The sequence below is a fragment of the Dactylosporangium sp. NPDC000244 genome (assembly GCF_040300725.1).
Taxonomy (GTDB): Bacteria; Actinomycetota; Actinomycetes; order Mycobacteriales; family Micromonosporaceae; genus Dactylosporangium.
The window spans coordinates 387897-408025 of sequence record NZ_JBEPEH010000004.1 but is presented as its reverse complement, the minus strand read 5'-3'; the positions used below and the strand labels follow the sequence as shown (position 1 = coordinate 408025).

Sequence of the window (20129 nt, the reverse complement as noted above, 5' to 3'; positions counted from 1 at the left end):
CCTCGTCACCCACGAACCCCGCGTCGCCGCCTACTCCGACCGCGAAATCGTCGTCCGCGACGGCCGCGCCCTGGACCTGGAGCGCGCCCGATGAGCTCGCCGCGCCGCTGGGTCGCGGAGATCGGGCTCGGGGCCCGGCTGGCGCTCGGCGGGGGCCGCGAGGGGCTGATCCGCACCGCCCTGACCGCGCTCGGGGTGGGGCTCGGCGTCGCGGTCCTGCTGCTGTCGGTCTCCGTCCCCGGCATCCTCGACGGCCGCCACCACCGCACCGACGGCCGCGACGACATGCACTTCGGCGGCGAGACCCCGCCCCGCAGCGACACGTCGGTGCTGATGCTGCCGGTCATGTCCGTCTACCACGACCGCTCGGTCACCGGCCGCTTCCTCAAGCCCGAGGGCGCCCACCCGATCGTCCCGCCCGGCGTGACCGCGCTGCCGCCGGACGGCTCGATCGTCGTCTCCCCGGCGCTGCGCGACCTGTTCGCCACGCCCGAGGGGGCCCTGCTGCGCCAGCGGTTCCCGCAGCCGATCGCCGGCGTGATCGGCAAGGAGGGCCTGTCCGGCCCGAACGAGCTGTACTTCTACGGCACCCGCGACGCCCTGACCGAGGACGAGCCCGACGTCATGCGGGTCACGTACTACGGCTCACGGAGCACCGGCGACCCGCTCTCGCCCGTCCTGCTGCTGCTCGTCGTGGTCATCTTCGTCGCCCTGCTCATGCCGGTGGCCATGTTCGTCGCCGCCGCGACCCGCTTCGGCGGCGAGCAGCGCGACCGCAGGCTCGCCGCGGTCCGGCTGGTCGGCGCCGACACGTGGATGACCCGCCGGGTCGCCGCCGGCGAGGCGGTGCTCAGCGCCGCGCTCGGCGTCGTGCTCGGCATCGGGTTCTTCTACGCCGGCCGGGTGTTCGCCGAGCGCTTCGAGCTCGCGTCGATCAGCGTCTACGCCTCCGACATCGACCCGGCGCCGGCGCTGTTCCTCGCGATCGTCGTCGCGGTGCCGCTCGCCGCCCTGCTCATGACGCTGCTCGCCCTGCGGCGGGTCGTCGTGGAGCCGCTCGGCGTAGTGCGCAAGGCGGCCGCGAGGACGAGGCGGCGGCTCTGGTGGCGGCTGGTGCCGTGGGCCGGCGGCCTGGCCCTCGTGCTGCCGCTCATCGGCGACCGGGCGCACCGGTTCAACGTGTGGCAGGCCGCCTTCGGCATCGTCCTGCTGCTGCTCGGCGTGGCCACCATGCTGCCGTGGATCTTCGACCGGCTCGTGGCCCGGCTCGGCTCCGGCGGCCCGGTCGCCTGGCAGATCGCCGTGCGCCGGCTGCAGCTGTCGCACGACAGCGCCCTGCGGGCCGTCAACGCCGTCGCGGTCGCCGCGGCCGGCACGATCGCGCTGCAGATGCTCTTCGCGGCCGCCGAGGCCGAGAACACGACGGCCAGCCGGCAGAACACCGCCGAGGCCCAGGCCGTGACCATGGTGAAGCCGAGCGCGTCGGTGCCCGTGCGCTCCGCGGCCCAGGCCGAGGCCGAGCTGCGGGGGAGCCCGGGCGTGACGAGCCTGCACACGTACCGGCAGACGTACGCGATCCTGCCCGGCGGGGACGGCACCGCGGACGGCGGCGGCGACCCGAAGATCTTCGAGATCGCGATCGGCGACTGCGAGACCCTGCGCATCCTCGCCGAGCTGCCCGCCTGCGCCGACGGCGACGTGTTCGCCGTCGACCCGGCGTCGTTCGCGCAGCACGGCATGAGCGGCGACGACGCCACCGTCGCGGCGGGCCGGGACGTGCTCGTCGGCGGGGGCGAGGACGACTCGGCCAAGCCCACCTGGCGCGTGCCGCGGCAGCTCAAGCCGGCCAGGGAGCGGCGGGACCCCTACGGCACCGACCACGACGGCCTGCTCGTGACCACCGGCGCGGCCCCGAAGGCGCTCACCGAGCCCCTCGACGCGCGCTACTACACGTTCGTCGGCCTGGACCCGGGCGCGCCGGACGCGGCCGAGCACCTGCGCAACGCGGCCATGCGCATCGGCCCGGCGACCGACGTGAGCATCCTGTCGTCCACCGACGTCGACTCCACGTTCGCGAGCATCCGGCGCGGGCTGTTCGCGGGCGCCGCCGTGGTGCTCGTGCTCGTCGGCCTGAGCCTGCTCGTGGGCACCCTGGAGCAGCTGCGCGAGCGGCGGCGGACGCTGGCGGCGCTCGTCGCCTTCGGCACCCGCCGCGGCACCATGGCGTGGTCGATCCTGTGGCAGACGGCGGTGCCGGTCGCGCTCGGCCTGCTCGTCGCGTCGGGGCTGGGCCTGGCCCTCGGCGCGCTGCTGCTGCGCATCGTCGTGGTCCAGCTGCGGCTGGACTGGGCCGGCGTCGGGGTCGTGTCCGGCATCGCGGCCGGGGTCGTCCTGCTCGTGACCCTCGCCAGCCTGCCGCCCCTGTTCCGCCTCATGCGCCCCGAGGGCCTGCGCTTCGAATAATGAACCAGGGCGATAACCGCTCAGCCGATGCGGGCGCGCACCCACTCGGCCACCCGGCGGGCCGACTCCTCGGGCGGCCCGTCGTCGGTGCGCACGACGGTGCCGGCGGTGGCGCGCAGGTGGACGGCGAACGCGAGATGCCGTTCGACCGCCCGCTCGCGCCACCGCGACCGCGCCTCGAGCCGCGCGGCACGCACGTCGTCGGCGCAGTCGAGCACCGCGACGTGCACGTCCGTGACCCACCGCCGGCCCGCGAGCCCGTCGAGCTGCTCGCGGGTGAACGGCGCGAGCAGGACCGTGTGCCGCCCGCTCTGCGCCGCCCCGTGCGCGACGCTGAGCCACGCGTCGCGCAGCGCGGGCCAGTCGACCTCGCCGAACTCGCACGCCCGCTCGAACGGCCCGATGAGCCAGTCGCCGTCGAACACGAGACACTCGGGGAGCTCGCGCACGAGGTGCGCCAGCACGGCCGTCTTGCCGGACCCGGACGCGCCGGTGACGACGAAGAGCGGGAGCCGGCGGGCGGGCTCGGTGTGGCCGCAGTCGGGGCAGACGGCGAGCTCCCCGTCGGGCGCCATGGCGATCGGGTCGTCGCACCGCTGGCAGAAGTGCACGCCCCGACCCTACCGGCCCGGCGCGCGGGCCCGGCTCACACCACGGGGCGCTGGTTCGTCAGGAGGGGTATGAGGGAGCGGCGGCAACTGCTGAACATCGCGTACCGGCTCCTCGGGTCGCTCGCCGACGCCGAGGACGTGGTGCAGGAGTCGTACGCGCGGTGGTACGCGCTCGAGCCGCGGCAGCGCGACGAGATCGTCTCGCCCGGTGCGTGGCTCACCACGGTGACGAGCCGGATCTGTCTCGACCTGCTGGGCTCGGCGCGGGTGCGGCGGGAACGCTACGTGGGGCAGTGGGTGCCCGAGCCGCTGGCCGGCGGTACCGATGCCGATCCCGCGGACCGCGTGACCCTCGACGAGTCCGTCGCCATGGCGTTCCTGGTGGTGCTGGAGACCATGACGCCCGCCGAGCGGGTCGCGTTCGTGCTGCACGACGTCTTCCGCTACTCCTTCGCCGAGGTCGGCCGGATCGTGGGCCGGTCGCCGGGGGCCTGCCGGCAGCTGGCCTCCTCGGCGCGGCGGCGGGTCGCCTCCGCGCGGGTGCGGCGCGGGCCGGAGGAGCGGCGGGCCGAGGTCGTGCGGGCGTTCGCGCGGGCCTGGGCGGCCCGCGACATCGACGCGCTCATCGGGCTGCTCGACCCCGCTGCCGTCGCGGTCTCCGACGGCGGCGGGCTGGTCGAGGCCGCGATCGAGCCGATCGTCGGCGCGGAGCGGATCGCGCACGGGCTCGTCGAGATCATGCGGCTGGTGCCGGGGCTGGTGGTGCTGGAGCGGACGGTCAACGGGCAGCCGGGCGTCGTGACCCAGCTCGACGGGGTCACGGCCACGGTCGTCGCGTTCGACGTCGCCGGCGGGCGGATCACCCGCTTCTGGGCGGTGCGCAATCCGGAGAAGCTGCGCGCTTGGACGAATGTGCTGTACTAGGCGCCATGACATGGCCACGGCCGACCGGAATCGGCTTTCTCGTCGTCGCGGTGCTCTTCGGCATCGGCGTGCGGGTGGAGATCGGCCACGAGCCGACGAGCTGGGCCCGGGTGACCGTCTACGTCGTGCTGGGCGTCATCTGCGCCCTGGTCGGCGCGGGGCTCATGGTGCTAGCTCAGAAAGCGGCGAACCGGCGCTAGCGCGCGCCAGGATCCCGCGGATGCGTGCCTCCGCGGCCACGCTGCCGCTCGTGCGGTGCGCGTCCGCGGCCCGCCGCGCCGCCAGCAGCGCCCGCACCCGATCGCCCCGGCTGAGCTGGATCTCGGCGATCGTGACGAGCGCGTGCGCCCGCAGCATCCGGAACCCGCCCCGCTCGGTGAGCCGCAGCCCGCTGCGGGCGTGGTCGAGCGCCGCGTCGAGCCGGTGGAGGTCGTGCAGCGCCCCGGCCAGCCCGACGGAGGCGGCCGCCCGGTGGTACGCCGCGCCGACGTCGGCCAGCAGCGTGCCCGCCTCCCCGTAGAGCTCGGCGGCCCGCTCCGGCCGCCCCACCCCGCGGCTGGCCAGCGCCAGGGCGATGAGCGCCTGCGCGGTGCCGTAGCTGCCCTCGAGGTCCCGGGCGGTGTCGACGGCCGCGGTGGCCAGCTCCAGCGCCCGCTCCGGGCGGCCCAGGTCGGCGTGCACGGCGGCCAGCAGCGACAGGATCGTCGTCTCGTGCAGCCGGTTGCCGACCTCGCGGCACAGCGCCAAGGCCCGCTGGGCGTGCTCGAGGGCCTCGGTGAGCCGGCCCTGCGCCTGGTACGTCGCGGCCAGGGACTCCAGCAGGTACGCCGTGGTCCGCGACGCCTCCCCGAGGGTCTCGGCCATGCGCAGCCCCTCGTCGAGGCACTCCGTGGCCTCGGCGAGCCGGCCGGTCACGTGATGGTGGTGGCCGAGGGAGTCCAGGAACGCGACCAGCAGCGGGGCCGAGCCGTGCTCGCGGGCCAGCCGGATCGCGCCGGTGTGCTGCTCCAGGGCGTCGTCGGGGCGGCCGAGCTCGTCGTAGAAGATGCCGAGGTTGTTGCGCGCGCACGCCAGGCCCTCGGTCCAGCCGCCGGTCTCGGCCAGGCGGATCGCGCAGCGCAGCGACTCGACCGCCTCGTCGTGCCGGCACAGCCACTGGTTGGCGTGCGCGAGGCCGATGAGCATCGCGGCCTGCCCGTTGACGTCGGCGTAGATCTCCGCGGCGGCGAGCCCGGCCCGGCTGACCACGAGCCACGCGAACAGGTGGCCGCCCTGGGCCAGGAAGCCGCGCATCGCGTCGGCGAGCCGCCACGCCATCTCCGGGTAGCCGTCGGCGACCGCGTGGCGGACCATCGACACGAGGTTCTGCCGTTCGGCCTCCAGCCAGGCCCGGGCCTGGGCCGTGCCGCAGAACGTGGCCGCCGGCGCGGATCCGGCGTACGGCAGCCGCACCAGCTGCGGATAGAGCTGCCGGGCGGCGGCGTCGAGGGTGCCCAGGTACCAGTCGTAGACGCGCCGCAGCGCCGTCGTGCGCTCCTCGGCGGAGTCGTCGGCCGTCGCGCGGGCCCGCGCGTAGGAGCGCAGCAGGTCGTGGAACGTGAACCGGTCCGGCGCCGGCTCGACGACCAGGTGCGCGGCCGCGAGCCGGTCGAGCAGCCCGGCCGCCTCGGCCCCGCCGAGCCCGGCCAGGGCCCCGGCCGCGGCGGCGGTGAAGTCGTTGCCCGGCGCCAGGCCCAGCAGCCGGAACAGCCGCTGGGCGTCGGGCGGGACGGAGCGGTACGACACCTCCAGGGCGCTGTGCACGGCCCGCTCGCCGTCGACGGCCAGGGCCGTGAGCGGGTCGGCGGCGCGCAGCTGGGCCACGTGCGCGGCGATCCCGCGGTGCGGGTGGTTGATGAGGTCGGCGGCGCTGATCCGCAGCGCGAGCGGCAGGTAGGCGCAGGCCGCGGCGAGCTCGGCGGCCGCCTCCGGCTCGGCGGCGACCCGGTCCGCGCCGAGCATGTCGCTCAGCAGCGCCCGCGCCTGCTCCGGCGGCAGGATGTCCAGCGTGATCCGGCGGGCCCCGTCGTGCGCGACGAGCCCGGTGAGCCGGTCCCGCGTCGTCACCACCACCAGGCAGCCCTGGCCGCCGGGCAGCAGCGGGCGCACCTGCTCGACCGAGCGGGCGTTGTCGAGGAACAGCAGCACGCGGCGGCTGGCCAGCATGGATCGGTACAGCGCGGAGGCCGCCCCCACGTCGTCGGGCACCCGGTCCTCCCGCACCCCCAGCGAGCGCAGCAGCCCGCCGAGCGCCTCGATCGGCGGCACCGGCCGGTCGCGGGAGGCGTAGCCGTGCAGGTTCACGTAGAGCTGCCCGTCGGGGAAGCGGCCCGCGACCCGGTGCGCCCAGTGCACCGCGAGGGCCGTCTTGCCGACCCCGGCCGTGCCCGCGATCGCCGTGACCACGACCGGTCCTCCGCCACCGGCCGCCTCGGGCAGCATCGCGTCGAGCCGGGCGAGCTCCTCGGTCCGCCCGACGAACCCGGCCACGTCCGCGGGCAGCTCCGCCGGCGTCGGCGGCCGCGGCGCGACCGGCCGCGCCGGCTGCCCGGCCACGGCTGCGGCAGCGGTCAGGGCTGTGGTCACGGCCGCGGGCGGGGCCGGGGCGGGCTCGGGCGCCGACGGCTCCGGGTGCAGGTCGGCGCGCAGGATGCGGCCGTGCAGCTCGCGCAGCTGGGCGCCCGGCTCCAGGCCGAAGGAGTCGCGCAGGGTGCGCCGCAGCTGCTCGTAGGAGTCGAGGGCGGCGACCCGGCGGCCCTCCCGGTGCAGGGCGACCATGAGCTGGCCCCGCAGCCGCTCGCGCAGCGGGTGCTCGGCGACGAGCTGGGTCAGCTCGGCGATGCGCTCGTGGTGGCGGCCCGCGGCCAGCTCCACGTCCATGAGCTCCTCGGTCGCGGCCAGCCGCAGCTCGTCGAGCGGGTCGGTGACCCGCCGCCGCAGCCAGGGCCCGGCCACGTCGGCCAGCGCCGGGCCGCGCCACAGCCGCAGGGCGGTGCGCAGGAACGCGGCCGCCCGGTCCGGGTGCTCCGAGGTGCGGGCCCGGGCCACCAGCATCTTGAACCGGGCCACGTCGACCTGCTCGGGGGCGACCTCGAGGGCGTAGCTGTCGCCCTTGGTCACCAGGCGCACGCCGTGCGCGGCGGCGTCGGCGGCGTTGAGGTGGCCCCGCAGCCGGGCGACCACCACCTGCAGCGCGGCCCGCGGGTCGGGCGGCGGCTCGCCCTCCCAGATCAGCTCGGCCAGCCGCTCGTTGTGGATGGGGCGGCCGTTCTCCAGCAGCAGCAACGCCAGCAGGCAGCGTTCCTGGCGCCAGCCGAGCTTGACCGGGCGGCCGGCGATGTCCGCTTCGACCGCGCCGAGTAATCGAAACTGCACGATCGAACACTATCGCTTGATCGGCCACTCGTTCGGGTCCGTCGGATTCGAGATTCGTAAACCCCGGTGAGTGAATGGCACCGCAGGCGAACCGCAAGCGGGCACCGCAGGCGACCGCAACCGCGGCGCAGGGGCGGGCGTCGATAGTCATCCGCCATGCGGACCTATCAACTGGGCCGCGGGCCGAACCGGCCCGTCGGCGGCGTGGACGTGTTCCGGTGGGACGGCTACGACGGCGTGGGCGCGCTGCCGTTCCGCGCGATGTGGTACCAGGTGCCGGCGGGCGGGGTGAGCCCGGCCGACCAGCACCCGGAGCTGGAGCTGTCGATCGTCGTGCGGGGCGACGCCGCCGTCGAGGTGGACGGGAAGGAACCGGTCGATGTGCGGACCGGCGACGCATTCCTGCTCGAATCCGGCGAACGGCACGTGGTGCACAACCGCCGCCCCGACGAGCCCCTGGTCGTGTTCAGCGCCTACTGGTACGCGGAGGCCAACCATGGCTGAGCCCGAGCCGCTGGTGGACGTCGTGTCCATCCCGCCGCCGACCGCCAACGGGCCGCTGCACGTCGGGCACCTGTCCGGGCCCTACCTCGCCGCCGACTTCGCCGCCCGGGCCGCCCGCGCCCGCGGCGAGCACGTGCTGGCCATGGCCGGCGTCGACGTGCACCAGAACTACGTGCTGACCCGGGCCGAGCTCGACGGCGTCGACGTGGACAAGATGGTCGACGGCTACCGCGACGAGATCGTGGAGGCGTTCCGGCGGGCCCGGATCGAGTACGACGCCTTCGTCGACCCCCGCGCCCCCGGCTACGCCCCGGCGATGGCCACGATGGTCGCCCGCCTCGTCGAGCGCGGCGCCCTGCCCCTGCGCGAGCTGGAGCTGCACCGCTGCGCCGGCTGCGCCCGGACCCTGCACCACTCCTACGTCGAGGGCCTGTGCGGCGCCTGCGGCCACGAGGCCTGCGGCGGCGGCTGCGAGGGCTGCGGCGGCTTCACCTCGGCCCAGACGATGGTCGAGGTGCGCTGCGCCCGCTGCGGCGGCGCCCCGGTGCCGTTCACGGCCGCCGTGCCGGTGCTCGACCTCGAGGCCCACCGCGCAGCGCTGCAGTCGCTGTGGCTGCGCGCCGAGCTGCCCGTCGACGTGCGCGCCCTCATCGACACCGCCCTCGCCCGGCCCCTGCCGGCCATCCCGGCCGCCTACCCGACCGACTGGGGCGTCGCCGGCACCGGCCCGATCGACGGCATGCGCCTCGACGTGTACGTCGAGGTCTGCCTGAACTTCGTGCGCGGCGTGGCCCAGGCCCTGCGGCCGGGCGTGGCCGAGGACCCCGCGGCCTTCGCCGAGGTGTGGAACCGCCGGGTGCGCGGCATGTGGAACTTCTACGGCATCGACAACGCCTACTTCTACGGCATCATGTGGCCGGCCCTGCTCGCGACCGCGGGCGTGGACCTCGGCCGCCTCGCCGGGATGAGCGTGGTGAACCGGTTCTTCACGCTCGACGGGTTCAAGTTCTCCACCAGCCGCAACCACGCCGTGTGGGCCAACGACCTGCTCGCCGACGCCGACCCGGGGATCGTGCGGCTGTTCCTGGCGTTCAACCGGCCCGACCGGGTCGGCAGCGACTTCACCCGCGAGTCGTTCGAGGCGTTCGCCGCCCACGTCCGGCCGCTGCTCGACGGCGTGCGCACCGAGGGCGCCCTGCCCCCGGCGCTGCTGGCGGCCGAGCGGCAGCGGGGCGAGCTGGCGCTGCGCTATACCGGCTTCGACGCCCCGCTCGCCGCCCGCGCCCTGCTGGCGCTGCTCGCCGCGGGCAGCGACGACGCCGCGACGCTGCGGGCCGTGCTCACCGGCCGGCGCTGATGCGGGTCGGCATCGTCGGCGCCGGCATCGCCGGCTCCCTGCTCGCGTGGCGGCTCGCGCGGGCCGGGATCGACGTGGAGCTCGCCACCGGGCCGCCCGGCCTGCGCGATGCGACGAGCGTCTCGGGCGGGGCGGTGCGCGGCTACGAGCCGCACCCCGAGCAGCGCGAGCTGGCCGTGGCCAGCCTCGCGGAGCTGCGCGCGGACGCGGACCTGCGGCGATGGGCGGACTTCCGGCCGTGGCCGTCGGTCATCGTCGGGCCCGCGGACGAGCGGGCCCTGGCCGGCCTCGACGCCCGGATCGTCGGCGAGCGGGAGCTGACCGAGCTCGGCTGGGCGTCGCTGGCGCCCGGCACGACCGCGGTGCGCGACGACAGCGGCGGGCGCATCGACCCGGCCGCCCTGCGCGCCGCGGTGCTGGCCGACCTGGCCGGGCGGCCGGCGGTGCGCATCGGGGCGCGGCTGGCCGGCGAGCCCGACGTGCTCGTCTACGCGGCCGGCGCGTGGACGCCCGCGCTGCTGGGCCGGGCCGGGCTCGACACGCTCGGGCTGCGGGTCAAGGCGATCCGGTACACCGTGCACCGCTGCCGCGGCCCCCTCCCGCCGATCTTCGCCGACGGCCCGCTCTACGGCATCCCGCTCGGCGACGACCTGCTGCTCGCGGGCGTGGCCGGCGAGGAGTGGGGCGTCGCGCCCGGCGACCCGCCGTCCCGGCCGCCCGCCGACGTCGCCCGGCTGCTGCGGCGCCGGCTGCCCGGGCTGCGCCTCGGCCCGCCCGTGCGCCGGGCCGACGCCACCGACTGCTACGCCGACCCGCCCGTGCTGCGCCTGCGGGAGGTGCCCGGCACCGGCGGCCGGGTGCGGGCGTTCACCGGCGGCTCCGGCGGCGCGGCCAAGACCGTGCTCGCGGCCAGCGCCCGCGCCGCCGAGCAGATCCTGGCCGGAGCGCGGCACGACCGCGCCCCGGCCCTCCCTCAACACCCCCAGGAGGAATCGCGTGTCCAGCAATGACGTGCCCGAGTACCACGTGGCCGGGATCGGGGCCGGTCCGGCCAACCTGAGCCTCGCCGCCCTGTTCCCCGCCGCGAGCCTCGGCCGCATCGCGCTCTTCGACAACCAGCCCGGCCCGGCCTGGCACCCGGCGCTGCTGAGCCCGGGCGTGCGGATGCAGACGTCGTGGATGAAGGACCTCGTCTCGCTCGTCGACCCGCAGCACCGGCTCACGTTCATGAACTACCTGGTCACCTCGGGCCGGCTCTTCGCCCTGCTCAACGCCCAGTTCGACACCATCCCGCGGCTGGAGTACGTGCGGTACCTCACCTGGGCCGCCCGCCGCATCGAGGGCATCCACTACGACACGCCCATCGAGCGGGTCACCTGGACCGGCGACGGGTTCGAGCTCTTCGCCGGCGGCCGCCCGGTCGCCCGCGCCCACCACCTGTCCGTCGGCGTCGGCACCCGGGCCACCCGCCCGGAGTGGATGCGCGGGCTGCCGGAGCACGCCGTGTTCATCGCCGACGAGCTCACCGGCCGGCTCGACGCCCTGCGCGGCGACCTCGGCGTCCCGATCGCCGTCGTCGGCGGCGGGCAGACCGGCCTCGAGTGCGTGCTGAAGCTCATCGGCGCCGGCTTCACCGACGTGCGCTGGCTCGGCCGGCGGCAGTGGTTCCAGACCATCGACGACTCCCCGGTCGCCAACGAGTTCTACCGCCCGGCCCACCAGCAGTTCCTGCAGCAGCTGTCCCGGGGCACCCGGCGCCGGCTCGTGGTCGAGCAGGGCCCGACCGGCGACGCGCTCACGCCCGGGGCGCTGCGGGTGCTGTACCAGGCCAACTACGACCGCATGCTGGACCTCGACCGGTTCCCGGCGGTGCTGTACCCGGGCCGCGACGTCGTGTCCGTCGGCATCGAGGCCGGAGCCGTCGGCGACGAGCTCGTCATGCGCTGCGACACCCCCGGCGGCCGCGAGGAGCACCGCGCCCGGCACATCGTCGTGGCCGTGGGCCGCGAGGCGAGCCCGGTGCCGTTCGACGACGACCTGGCCGAGCGCGTCGAGTACGACGACGACGGCGACATGCTCATCGAGCCCGACTACTCGCTGCGCTGGAAGGGCATGAACGGGCACCGCATCTTCGTGCTCAACCGGGCGCGGTACAGCCACGGCGTCCCGGACGCGAACCTCACCCTGCTGCCCGTGCGGGCCGCGACCGTCATCAACGCGATGGCCGGCCGGGACGTGTTCCACGTCATCGACGAGCTGTGCCCGGTCCGGTGGATCGCGTGAACCGCTACGAGGGCCTGGTCGTGCAGCCGGAGGTGCCCAACGGCGCGCGGGGCCGCTACCACCAGGACGGCTCGCTGGTCTGGGCCGAGTTCGAGGGCGGCCCCGTGCGCAGCGGCCGGCTCGTCGGCACGTGCGGCGATGACGGCGTCATCAGCGCGGCCTACTGCCAGGTCATGGCCGACGGAGCGGTGGTCGCCGGCACCTGCGTGAGCACCCCGGACCGCCTCGCCGACGGGCGGCTGCGGCTGACCGAGCGGTGGCGGCGCGCCGACGGCTCGGCCGGGGTGTCGCGCATCGAGGAGGTGCGGGCATGACCACGGCGGACAGGCCGCTCGTGCTGCTGGTCGGCACCGGGCACAAGGACTACCGGCGGTACCTGCTGGAGGAGATCGCGCCGCACTACCGGCTGCACCTCGTCAGCCCGGCCGCGCCCACCTGGGAGGAGCCGTACCTCGCCGGCTCGACCCGGCTGGCCGACCTGAGCGACGCCGACGCGCTGACGGTCGCGGCCAAGGACGCCGGGGACGTGTCTGGGGTGCTGTGCTGGGACGAGGCGTTCGTGCTGCCGGTGGCCCGGCTCGCCGAGGCCCTCGGCCTGCCCGGCCCGGGCTCGCCCGCCGTCGCCGCCTGCCGCGACAAGCACCTGACCCGCACCGCGCTCGCCGCGGCCGGGGTCGCCCAGCCGGAGTCGGTGCTCGTCGCCTCCGTCGAGGACGCCCTGGCCGCGGCCGCGGGGATCGGCTACCCGGTGGTGCTCAAGCCGCGGGCGCTCGCGGCCAGCCTCGGCGTCGTGCGCGTCGACACGCCCGGGCAGCTCGAGGCGAACTTCGCGTTCGCGCGGGACACCACGGTGCCCGGGGCGCCCGCCTACGAGGTCTCGGTGCTCGTGGAGCGCTTCGCCGACGGCCCCGAGATCTCCGTCGACGCGGTCGTGCACCGGGGGCGCGTGACGCCGATGGTGCTGGCCCGCAAGCAGCTCGGCTACCCGCCGTACTTCGAGGAGCTCGGGCACCTCGTGGACGCGGCCGACCCGCTGCTGCGCGACGAGGCGATCGCGACGATCCTGCAGCGGACCCACGACGCCCTGGGCTTCGCCGACGGCGTGACCCACACCGAGCTGCGGCTCACCACCGGCGGCCCGGTCGTCATCGAGGTCAACGCGCGCCTCGGCGGCGACCTGATCCCCTACCTCGGCTCCCGGGCCACCGGCGTCACCCCCGGGCTCGCCGCCGCGGCGGCCTGCTGCGGCATCCAGCCGCGGGTGCGCCCCGGCCGGGCGCTGACCGCCGGGGTCCGGTTCCTCTACGCCGAGCACGAGGACACCCGCATCGCGACCATCGGCTTCGCCGGGGAGCCGCTGCCGGCGGCGGTGGACCGCATGGTGCTCGTGGCGGGGCCGGGAACCGTGGCCTCGCCGCCGCCGAAGGGCACCACCATGGGCCGGCTCGGCTTCGTCACCGCCGTGGCGCCCACGGCCGCCGAGGTCACGGCCGCGCTCGACGCCGCCGCGGCCGACCTGCGGGTGACGTCATGACCGGCGTCGCCGGCGTCGAGGCCGAGCCGCGCACGGAGCCGGCCGACGCCGGGGTGCTCGCCACGCTGCGGGCCACCCCGGCGCCGGTGCGGGCCCTGCTCGCCGGCGTGCTCGTCAACCAGCTCGGGACGTTCTTCCAGGCGTACCTCGTGCTGTTCCTCACCGCCCGCGGCTTCTCCTCGGCCCAGGCCGGCTGGGCCCTCGGCGTCTACGGCGCCGGTCTGGTCACCGGGCTGCTGGCCGGCGGCGCGCTCGGCGACCGGCTCGGGCCGCGCCCGACGACGCTGCTGAGCATGGCCGGCTCCGCGGTGCTGCTGCCGGCCGTGCTGTACCTGCACCAGTACGCGGCCGTGCTCGTCGTCGTCGCGCTGGTCGGGGCGAGCACCCAGCTGTTCCGCCCGGCCGCCTCGGCGATGCTGGCCACGCACACCGCGAAGCAGCGCCGCGTGATGATCTTCGCGGTGTACCGGCTGGTGCAGAACATCGGCGCCACCACCGCTCCGCTGCTCGGGGCGCTGCTCGTGGCCGTCTCCTACGACCTGCTGTACTGGGTCGAGGCGGCCTCCACGGCGGCGTTCGCGGTCCTGGCCGTGTTCCTGTTCCCGCGCGGCGGCGGCGAGCACGCGCCGCAGAGCGGGGACCGGGGCGGGTACCTGCCGGTGCTGCGGGACCGGCGCTACACGCTGTTCCTGCTCGCCATGTTCCTCAACGTCTTCGTCTACGTGCAGTACGTCGCCGTGCTGCCCCTGGCGATGCGCTCGGCCGGCCTGACGACCGGCTGGTACGCGGCGATGCTGTCGCTCAACGGGTTCATGGTGGTGGCGTTCGAGCTGCTCATGACCAAGGTGACCCAGCGCCGCCCGCCCCGCTACGTGGCCGCGGCCGGGTTCGCGCTGCTGGCGCTCGGGCACTCGCTGTACGGCTTGCAGTGGGGCGTCGCCGCGTTCGTGGCGGGCACCGTCGTGTGGTCGCTGGCCGAGCTGATCGGCGGCCCGACGATGTTCGCCTTCCCGGCCCTGGCCGCGCCCGAGGAGCTGCTGAGCCGGTACCAGGGCGCGGCCCAGGCGATGTACGGCCTCGGCACGGTCCTCGGGCCGGTCTGCGGCGTCGCGCTGTGGCTCGCGCTCGGCCCGCCGGTGTGGTGGGTCTTCGGCCTGACCAGCCTGGCCGGGCTGGCCGCGGCCTGGTTCGGGATGCGCCGCGTCGGCGCCGCCCACGAGTCCTGAGAAGGGAAGTGACCATGCAGGAGAAGCGGTACGCGGTCATCGTGGAGCCGGTGTCGACCGGGCACGAGTACGCCGGCGCCTTCCGGGCCGAGGGGCTCGAACCGGTCGCGGTGATGATGGCCGAGCACGCCGTCGAGGCCGTGCACGACACCTGGCACCCGGAGAACTTCGTCGCCGTGCACGTGCTCGGCGACCGCACGCCCGAGCAGATGGCGCAGGAGCTGCGGCAGTACCGTCCACAGTGGCTGGTCGCCGGCAGCGAGATGGGCGTGGAGCTGTGCGACGCGCTCGCCGCGATCCTGTGCCCCGGCACGGGCAACGACCCGGCGTCCACCCTGGACCGGCGGGACAAGTGGCACATGGCCCAGGCCCTCGCCCGGGCCGGACTGCCGCACCTGCGCCAGTTCTGCTCGGCCGACCGGGACGAGATCGAGCGCTGGATCGCCGAACAGGGCCTGGCCGGGGAGCGGTTCGTGGTCAAGCCGCCCAAGTCCGGCGCCACCGACGACGTGCACCTGATCCTGCCCGGCGAGGACTGGCACCCGGTCTTCGACCGCATCATCGGCAAGATCAACCACACCGGCGTGCGCAACGACGCCGTGCTGGTGCAGGAGTTCGGCGAGGGCACCGAGTACCTCGTCGACACCTACTCGGTCGACGGCCGGCACGGGCTCGTCGACGTGTGCCGCTACGCCAAGCACCGCCGCGACGACCGGATCGGCATCTACGAACGGGTCCAGTTCCTCGCGCCCGACGACCCGGACGTGGCCGAGGTCGCGCCCTACGTGTTCGACGTGCTCGACGCGCTGGGCGTGCGCAACGGCCCGGGGCACAGCGAGGTCATGCTCACCAAGCACGGCCCGCGGCTCATGGAGACCGCGGCCCGCCCGGCCGGCGGCGGCCACCAGATGATCACGCGGATGTCCACCGGCGACAGCCAGATCGCGCGGACGGTCGCGCACCGGCTGCGCGGGGAGTTCAAGCCGGGCTACGAGCTGCGCCAGCACCTCTCGGCGGTCTTCGTCTCCTCGCCGGCCACCGGCATCTGGCGCAACGGCGACATCTTCGACGGCGTCGACGCGCTGCCCACGTTCGTGGACAAGCACTTCCCGCTCGGCACCGGCGACCTGGTGCCGGCCACCGACGACCTGGTCACCTATCTGGCCTGGGTCATCCTGGCCGGGCCGGACCCGGACGCCATCGAGTCCGACTACCAGCGCATCAAGGCGATCGAGAGCCGCATCGAGATCGAGAGGGCCGAGGCATGAGCAGCCGCAACGCGGTCACCGACGCCTACCTGGCCGCGGTGGCCGCGGGCCGGATGCCGGCCGAGGAGCTGGCCAAGGCGGTCCGTGCTACCGGGCTCAACGACGCCATCTACCGCAACGGCCACCTGGCCCGGCCGCTGTTCCTGGCCCGGGCCGAGCGGGAGCGCCTCGACGCCGACCTGCGCACCCTGCACGGGCTGCTGACCGGCCTGCCGGCGCGGCTCTTCGGCGGCGACGCGGGCGCGTTCGCGGCCGCCGCCGGGGCGCAGGGGCCGCAGGTGGACGCGGCCCGGGCGGCCGGCGGGCAGGTGACCCGGCTGTCGCGGGCCGACCTGTACCCCGACGCCGAGGGCTTCAAGCTGCTCGAGCTCAACGTGAGCGGCGCGGTCGGGGGCCTGGAGAACTCGTTCCTCAACGCGGCGTACCTGGACAGCCCGCACTTCGCCGAGTTCGCCGCCGAGCACGGCCTGGGCTACGCCGACACGATGGCCGCGCTGTGCGAGACCCTGCGCGACGAGACCGGCGCGGCCGGCGGCAGCCCGGTGGTGGCGATCGTCGACTGGCCGGAGAGCTATCCGGAGCTGGAGCCGATGCTGCGCAAGACCGCGGCCCGGCTCGGCGAGTTCGGCATCGACGCGCTGGTCGGGCACGCGGGGCAGGTCGAGTGCCGCGACGGCGGGGTGTACCTGGCCGGGCGGCGGGTCGAGGTGGTGTACCGCCTGTTCCTCATGGAGGACCTGCTGCGCCCCGAGGGCCCGGCCCTGCTCGACCCGCTGCTGGCCGCGGCGGCCCGGGGCGAGGTGGCGATGTTCACCCCGATCGCGTCGGAGCTCTACGGCAGCAAGGCGGCCCTGGCGCTGCTCTCCGACGAGCGCCACCGCGACCGGTTCGACGCGGCCGAGGTCGAGGTCGTCGACCGGGTCCTGCCGTGGACCCGGATGCTGCGGCCGGGAGCGGTCACGGTCGACGGTGAGCGGGCCGACCTGCTCGCCTACGCGCGGCGGGACCGGGAACGTCTCGTGCTCAAGGCGACCATGCTGCACGGCGGCACGGGGTTCGTGGCCGGGTGGCGCACCGGGCCGGACGAGTGGGACCGGGAGCTGCGCCGGGCCGAGGGCGGCCCGTACGTGCTGCAGCGCCGGGTCGTGCCCGAGCCGGAGCTCATCCCGGAGCCGGACGGCACGCTGCGGCCGTGGGTCGCCGTGTGGGGCGCGTTCCTGACCGGGCGCGGCTACGCGGGCACCTACGTGCGGGCGGTGCCGGGCTCGGACGCGGGGGCGGTGGTGGCGAGCGGGTCGCTGACCGGCTGTGTGTTCCACGAGCACGCGGCGGCGATCGCGGCCACCGGGTCGAGGTAGGCGGCGGCGACGAGGGAGATCCACTGGTACACGGCGTCCTCGTTGTCCGCCAGCGGCCCGGGCACGTAGTGCGGGGAGTTCAGCCCGCGCTGCACCGACTCGGTCGCGGCCCAGTCCTGGCGGTTGGTGAGGTCCCAGAAGTCGGCGGCGTACGACGGGTCGTCGATGCCCTCGGGGAAGTACCAGCTGCACTCGATCTCCGTGCGCCCCGGCGCGAGCGGCGTGAGCCGGTGCGTCATCACGTAGTCGGGGTGCGCGGAGATCAGCAGGTTGGGGAAGAGCGTGACGTAGAGGATGGTCCGCCGCGGGGCGCCCTCGATGAACACCCCGGTGCCGCGGCCGTCGAAGGACATGGTCTCGGCGTGCTCGCGCAGGTCCATGGTGCCGCCGATCCAGGCGCCCGGCAGCGCCCAGTTGTCGCCGGACGTCGGCGGCGACACCTTGCACAGCTCCGGGTGGATGAGCGGGCAGTGGTAGCACTCCTGGTAGTTCTCGACGATGGCCTTCCAGTTCGCCTCGACCGCATACACGTGCCGGGCGCCCAGTCGCAGGGTTTCCAGGGTGTACGGCCGGAGCAGGCCGTCCAGCGCGCCGGTGTACTCGGCCACGGGCGGCGCCGGGGTGCCCGCGTTCACCAGCAGCCAGCCGTGCCAGACGGCGGCGGGCAGCTCGACCAGGCCGAGCTCGTGGCCGTCGAAGTTCGCGACGCCGGCCATGCGCGGGGCGGTCGCGAGCGAGCCGTCGAGGCGGTACGCCCAGCCGTGGTACGGGCACACGGCCGAGGCCCGGTCCGCGGTCTCGCCGTCGGCCAGCAGCTCGTGCGCCCGGTGCCGGCACAGGTTCGCGAACGCTCGCGGGCGGTCGCCGAAGGTGAGCAGTACCCCCACGTCACCCACCGTCACCGCGCGCTGGTTGCAGCCCTCGGACAGCTCGTCGAGGCGGCCCAGGGTGGTCCAGGCGCCCGCGAACAGGTGCCGGCGCTCCCACGCGAGCACGGCCGGATCGGTGTACGCGGCGGCGGGCAGGGTCCGGCTCGACCCGAACGGGCGCAGCGCCGGCTCGATCCCGGCCGGGTCGAGCGGCGCCGCCGGCGGTTGCGTCATGCGTCAAGCCTGGCGCAGCGCGACCCCCGTGTAAATGCGCCGCCGGGGTGTCCGCGGCTAGTCCGTCAGCGGCCGCCGGCCCGCGAAGCCGAGGTCGACCCGGTGGTACCAGCTGATCCCCGCGTCCCCCTCGAGCCAGCACAGCAGCACGTCGGCCCCGTCGAGCTCGGCCGGGAAGTCCACCAGCAGCGGCGCCAGCCCCTTGAGGTGCGCCCCCGTCGCCTGCACCGCCGTGATCAGCTCGTCGAGCAGCGCCTCGGCCGCCTTGAGCTCCGCCATGCCCCCGAGCGCGGTGGGCGGCCCGCCGGGCGCGAGGGCCGCCGCCAGCTCGGCCGCATCGGCGCGGACCGCCACCAGCTGATCGAGCGAGGGCCGAATGCGAGCCAGCTCCGCCCGCGCCTGCGGGACGGTGAACAGCACCATGGCGCACACCCTCCCACCCCACGTGAAGATCACCCCCACCGGGTGTCGCCGGAGTAGCCTCCGATCGTGGACCTGATCGCGGCCTGGGAGGCCGGCACCGGCGCGGAGCGCGAGCGGCTCGGTCCGGCCATCGAGGCCGCCCTGACCACCGCCGCCGGTCCCGCCCTCGCCGACCGGCTGGACCTCGCCGAGCGGCTGGCCCTCGCTGACCGGCTGGCCCTCGCCGAGCGGCTGAGCGAGCTCGACGAGCGCCGCGCCGTCGCCGCCGCGCACCTCACCGCGATCCTCGACGAGCAGCTGCGCACCCGGGCGAGTGACGACCCCGAGGTGCTCGAGACCCGGGCCGCGCTCGCCCACGCCGCCGGCGGCGACGCCACGGTGCTCGAGGCGGTGCTTGCCGATGCCCTGCGGTCGGCCGGCCCCCGCCACGCGGCCACCGCGCACGCGCGGCTGCGGCTGGCCCAGGCCCACGAGCGGGCCGGGGACACCGCGGCGGCCCGGCACCTGCTGCGGCGCGCGATCGCCGACGCCGTGCGCGGGCTCGGCCCCGACCACCGGCGCACCGTCGGGCTGCGGCTGGCCCTCGCGGCCGTCTACGAGCGGGACACGATCCGCTACGCGAGCCTGCACCGCGGCGCGCTGCGGGCGTACCGGAGCCTGCTGGGGGCGCAGCGGCAGTACCACCGCACGATCGAGAGCCTCGAACGCGTCCACGGCCCGGGCGCCCCGATCGTGCTCGCGAGCCTCGAGCGCCTCGCGGACCTCTACGAGCGGATGGGCACCCTGGGCGCGGCGACCGCCCAGTACGAGGCCTCGCTGCAGTGGCACGAGCTGCGCCACGGCCCGGACGCGCCCGAGACGCGGGCGGCCCGGGACACCCTCGCCCGCGTGTACCTGCGCGGCCGCCACCCCGAGCGCGCCGTGCCCCTCTACGAGCCCGTCCACCACGACCCGGCCGAGGGCGAGCCCGACGACGCGCTGGACGACCTCGCCGAGGCGCACCTGGCGGCGGGCGACGAGGCGGCGGCCCAGGAGGTGTACGAGCGACTGTTCGCCCTCCTCGCCGAGCGCGACGGCCCCGACGCGCCGCCGACCGTGCGCTACCTGGCCGAGGTGGCGGAGGCCTTCGACGACGCGGGCGCCCCGGCCCTCGCGGTGACCTGGCACGAGCGCGTGGTCGCCGCGCTGTCCCGCACCGAGCCGCGCGACGACCAGGCCCTGACCCTGGCCCGCGTCCACCTCGCCGCCGCCCGCGACGGCACCGCCCGCCCCTGACCCGCCGCGCCGTCGCCGCCCGCCCCTGACCCGCCGCCCGCGACGGTGCCGTCTGCCTCTGAACCGCCGCGACCGCGGTCACCCGTCCGGGGACTTCGCCGTGACACGGCGGTCGCCGATGGTGACGAATCGGGCATTTTGCACTTATCGTCTCTTCGAGCCGCGCCGGGTGGCCCGTTCGGACGAGGTGGATGTGCGACGGGCGAGCGGGACGTGGCTCGGGTGCGGCGAATGCCGGTGCCGGTGGCGCTGGTCGTGATCGGTCTGGCCGGGCCGGCGTCCGCGGCCCACGCGGAGGCGGTCGCGCCCAGTGCGTGAGCATCGTGTTCGGCATCAACCCCAGCACCGCGTCGTTCTACGCCAACAGCGCTCGGCTGCTGCTCGAA

Annotated in this window: 17 protein-coding genes; 13 read left to right on the top strand and 4 right to left on the bottom strand. The window is 75.6% G+C overall.

Going from position 1 to position 20129, the window contains the following annotated elements; translation table 11 throughout:
* The first annotated feature begins 90 nt into the window (after positions 1-90).
* On the top strand, positions 91-2463 hold the full coding sequence (locus tag ABT369_RS08475) for an ABC transporter permease (protein WP_350611060.1): 2373 nt from the start codon (positions 91-93) through the stop codon (positions 2461-2463).
* A 20-nt stretch (positions 2464-2483) separates the two neighbouring features.
* Here the strand turns inward: ABT369_RS08475 and ABT369_RS08470 are convergent, their stop codons facing one another.
* Positions 2484-3074 (bottom strand): P-loop nucleotide/nucleoside kinase family protein, encoded by a 591-nt coding sequence (locus tag ABT369_RS08470; protein ID WP_350611059.1) that lies wholly within the window; start codon positions 3072-3074, stop codon positions 2484-2486.
* A gap of 69 nt (positions 3075-3143) precedes the next feature.
* Between ABT369_RS08470 and sigJ the strand changes: the two genes are divergently transcribed.
* Together sigJ and ABT369_RS08460 are read left to right on the top strand one after the other, a co-directional pair.
* Positions 3144-3998, top strand: a complete 855-nt coding sequence (gene sigJ, locus ABT369_RS08465) for an RNA polymerase sigma factor SigJ (protein ID WP_350611058.1) — start codon at positions 3144-3146, stop codon at positions 3996-3998.
* A gap of 5 nt (positions 3999-4003) precedes the next feature.
* Positions 4004-4198, top strand: a complete 195-nt coding sequence (locus ABT369_RS08460; RefSeq protein WP_350611057.1) for a hypothetical protein — start codon at positions 4004-4006, stop codon at positions 4196-4198.
* On the opposite strand, the gene ABT369_RS08455 is transcribed toward ABT369_RS08460, so the two are convergent.
* Positions 4161-7412 carry an AfsR/SARP family transcriptional regulator gene (locus ABT369_RS08455; protein WP_350611056.1) on the bottom strand — a complete coding sequence of 1084 codons (3252 nt, stop codon included), beginning with the start codon at positions 7410-7412 and terminating at the stop codon, positions 4161-4163. The two genes, ABT369_RS08460 and ABT369_RS08455, sit on opposite strands and share 38 nt — an antisense overlap.
* Positions 7413-7568: 156 nt before the next feature.
* Between ABT369_RS08455 and ABT369_RS08450 the strand changes: the two genes are divergently transcribed.
* From ABT369_RS08450 to ABT369_RS08410, 9 genes are read left to right on the top strand one after another with little or no spacing between them, the layout of a single operon-like run.
* A complete protein-coding gene (locus tag ABT369_RS08450; protein ID WP_350611055.1) occupies positions 7569-7916 on the top strand; it encodes a cupin domain-containing protein in 348 nt (115 codons plus the stop codon).
* On the top strand, positions 7909-9273 hold the full coding sequence (locus tag ABT369_RS08445; RefSeq protein WP_350611054.1) for a class I tRNA ligase family protein: 1365 nt from the start codon (positions 7909-7911) through the stop codon (positions 9271-9273). Before ABT369_RS08450 ends, ABT369_RS08445 begins: the two co-directional genes overlap by 8 nt.
* On the top strand, positions 9273-10283 hold the full coding sequence (locus ABT369_RS08440) for an NAD(P)/FAD-dependent oxidoreductase (RefSeq protein ID WP_350611053.1): 1011 nt from the start codon (positions 9273-9275) through the stop codon (positions 10281-10283). The genes ABT369_RS08445 and ABT369_RS08440 overlap by 1 nt, the downstream gene beginning before the upstream one ends.
* On the top strand, positions 10270-11556 hold the full coding sequence (locus ABT369_RS08435; RefSeq protein ID WP_350611052.1) for a SidA/IucD/PvdA family monooxygenase: 1287 nt from the start codon (positions 10270-10272) through the stop codon (positions 11554-11556). Before ABT369_RS08440 ends, ABT369_RS08435 begins: the two co-directional genes overlap by 14 nt.
* The gene (locus ABT369_RS08430; RefSeq protein WP_350611051.1) at positions 11553-11870 is read left to right on the top strand and encodes an avidin-fold protein; all 318 of its coding nucleotides are present in this window, start codon (positions 11553-11555) and stop codon (positions 11868-11870) included. The genes ABT369_RS08435 and ABT369_RS08430 overlap by 4 nt, the downstream gene beginning before the upstream one ends.
* A complete protein-coding gene (locus tag ABT369_RS08425; protein ID WP_350611050.1) occupies positions 11867-13090 on the top strand; it encodes an ATP-grasp domain-containing protein in 1224 nt (407 codons plus the stop codon). The genes ABT369_RS08430 and ABT369_RS08425 overlap by 4 nt, the downstream gene beginning before the upstream one ends.
* Complete coding sequence (locus ABT369_RS08420; RefSeq protein ID WP_350611049.1) at positions 13087-14316, top strand: MFS transporter; 1230 nt, start codon at positions 13087-13089, stop codon at positions 14314-14316. The genes ABT369_RS08425 and ABT369_RS08420 overlap by 4 nt, the downstream gene beginning before the upstream one ends.
* A 14-nt stretch (positions 14317-14330) precedes the next feature.
* Complete coding sequence (locus ABT369_RS08415) at positions 14331-15584, top strand: ATP-grasp domain-containing protein (RefSeq protein ID WP_350611048.1); 1254 nt, start codon at positions 14331-14333, stop codon at positions 15582-15584.
* Entirely contained in the window at positions 15581-16942 is a 1362-nt protein-coding gene (locus ABT369_RS08410; protein WP_350611047.1) for a hypothetical protein, read from the top strand. Before ABT369_RS08415 ends, ABT369_RS08410 begins: the two co-directional genes overlap by 4 nt.
* Here the strand turns inward: ABT369_RS08410 and ABT369_RS08405 are convergent.
* Together ABT369_RS08405 and ABT369_RS08400 are read right to left on the bottom strand one after the other, a co-directional pair.
* Positions 16828-18045, bottom strand: coding sequence for an aromatic ring-hydroxylating oxygenase subunit alpha (locus ABT369_RS08405; protein WP_350611046.1), 1218 nt, complete (start codon positions 18043-18045; stop codon positions 16828-16830). The genes ABT369_RS08410 and ABT369_RS08405 overlap by 115 nt on opposite strands.
* A 57-nt stretch (positions 18046-18102) precedes the next feature.
* Entirely contained in the window at positions 18103-18468 is a 366-nt protein-coding gene (locus ABT369_RS08400; RefSeq protein ID WP_350611045.1) for a DUF2203 domain-containing protein, read from the bottom strand.
* 66 nt (positions 18469-18534) lie between these two features.
* Between ABT369_RS08400 and ABT369_RS08395 the strand changes: the two genes are divergently transcribed.
* Positions 18535-19743 (top strand): tetratricopeptide repeat protein, encoded by a 1209-nt coding sequence (locus ABT369_RS08395; RefSeq protein ID WP_350611044.1) that lies wholly within the window; start codon positions 18535-18537, stop codon positions 19741-19743.
* Positions 19744-20129: the final 386 nt, after the last annotated feature.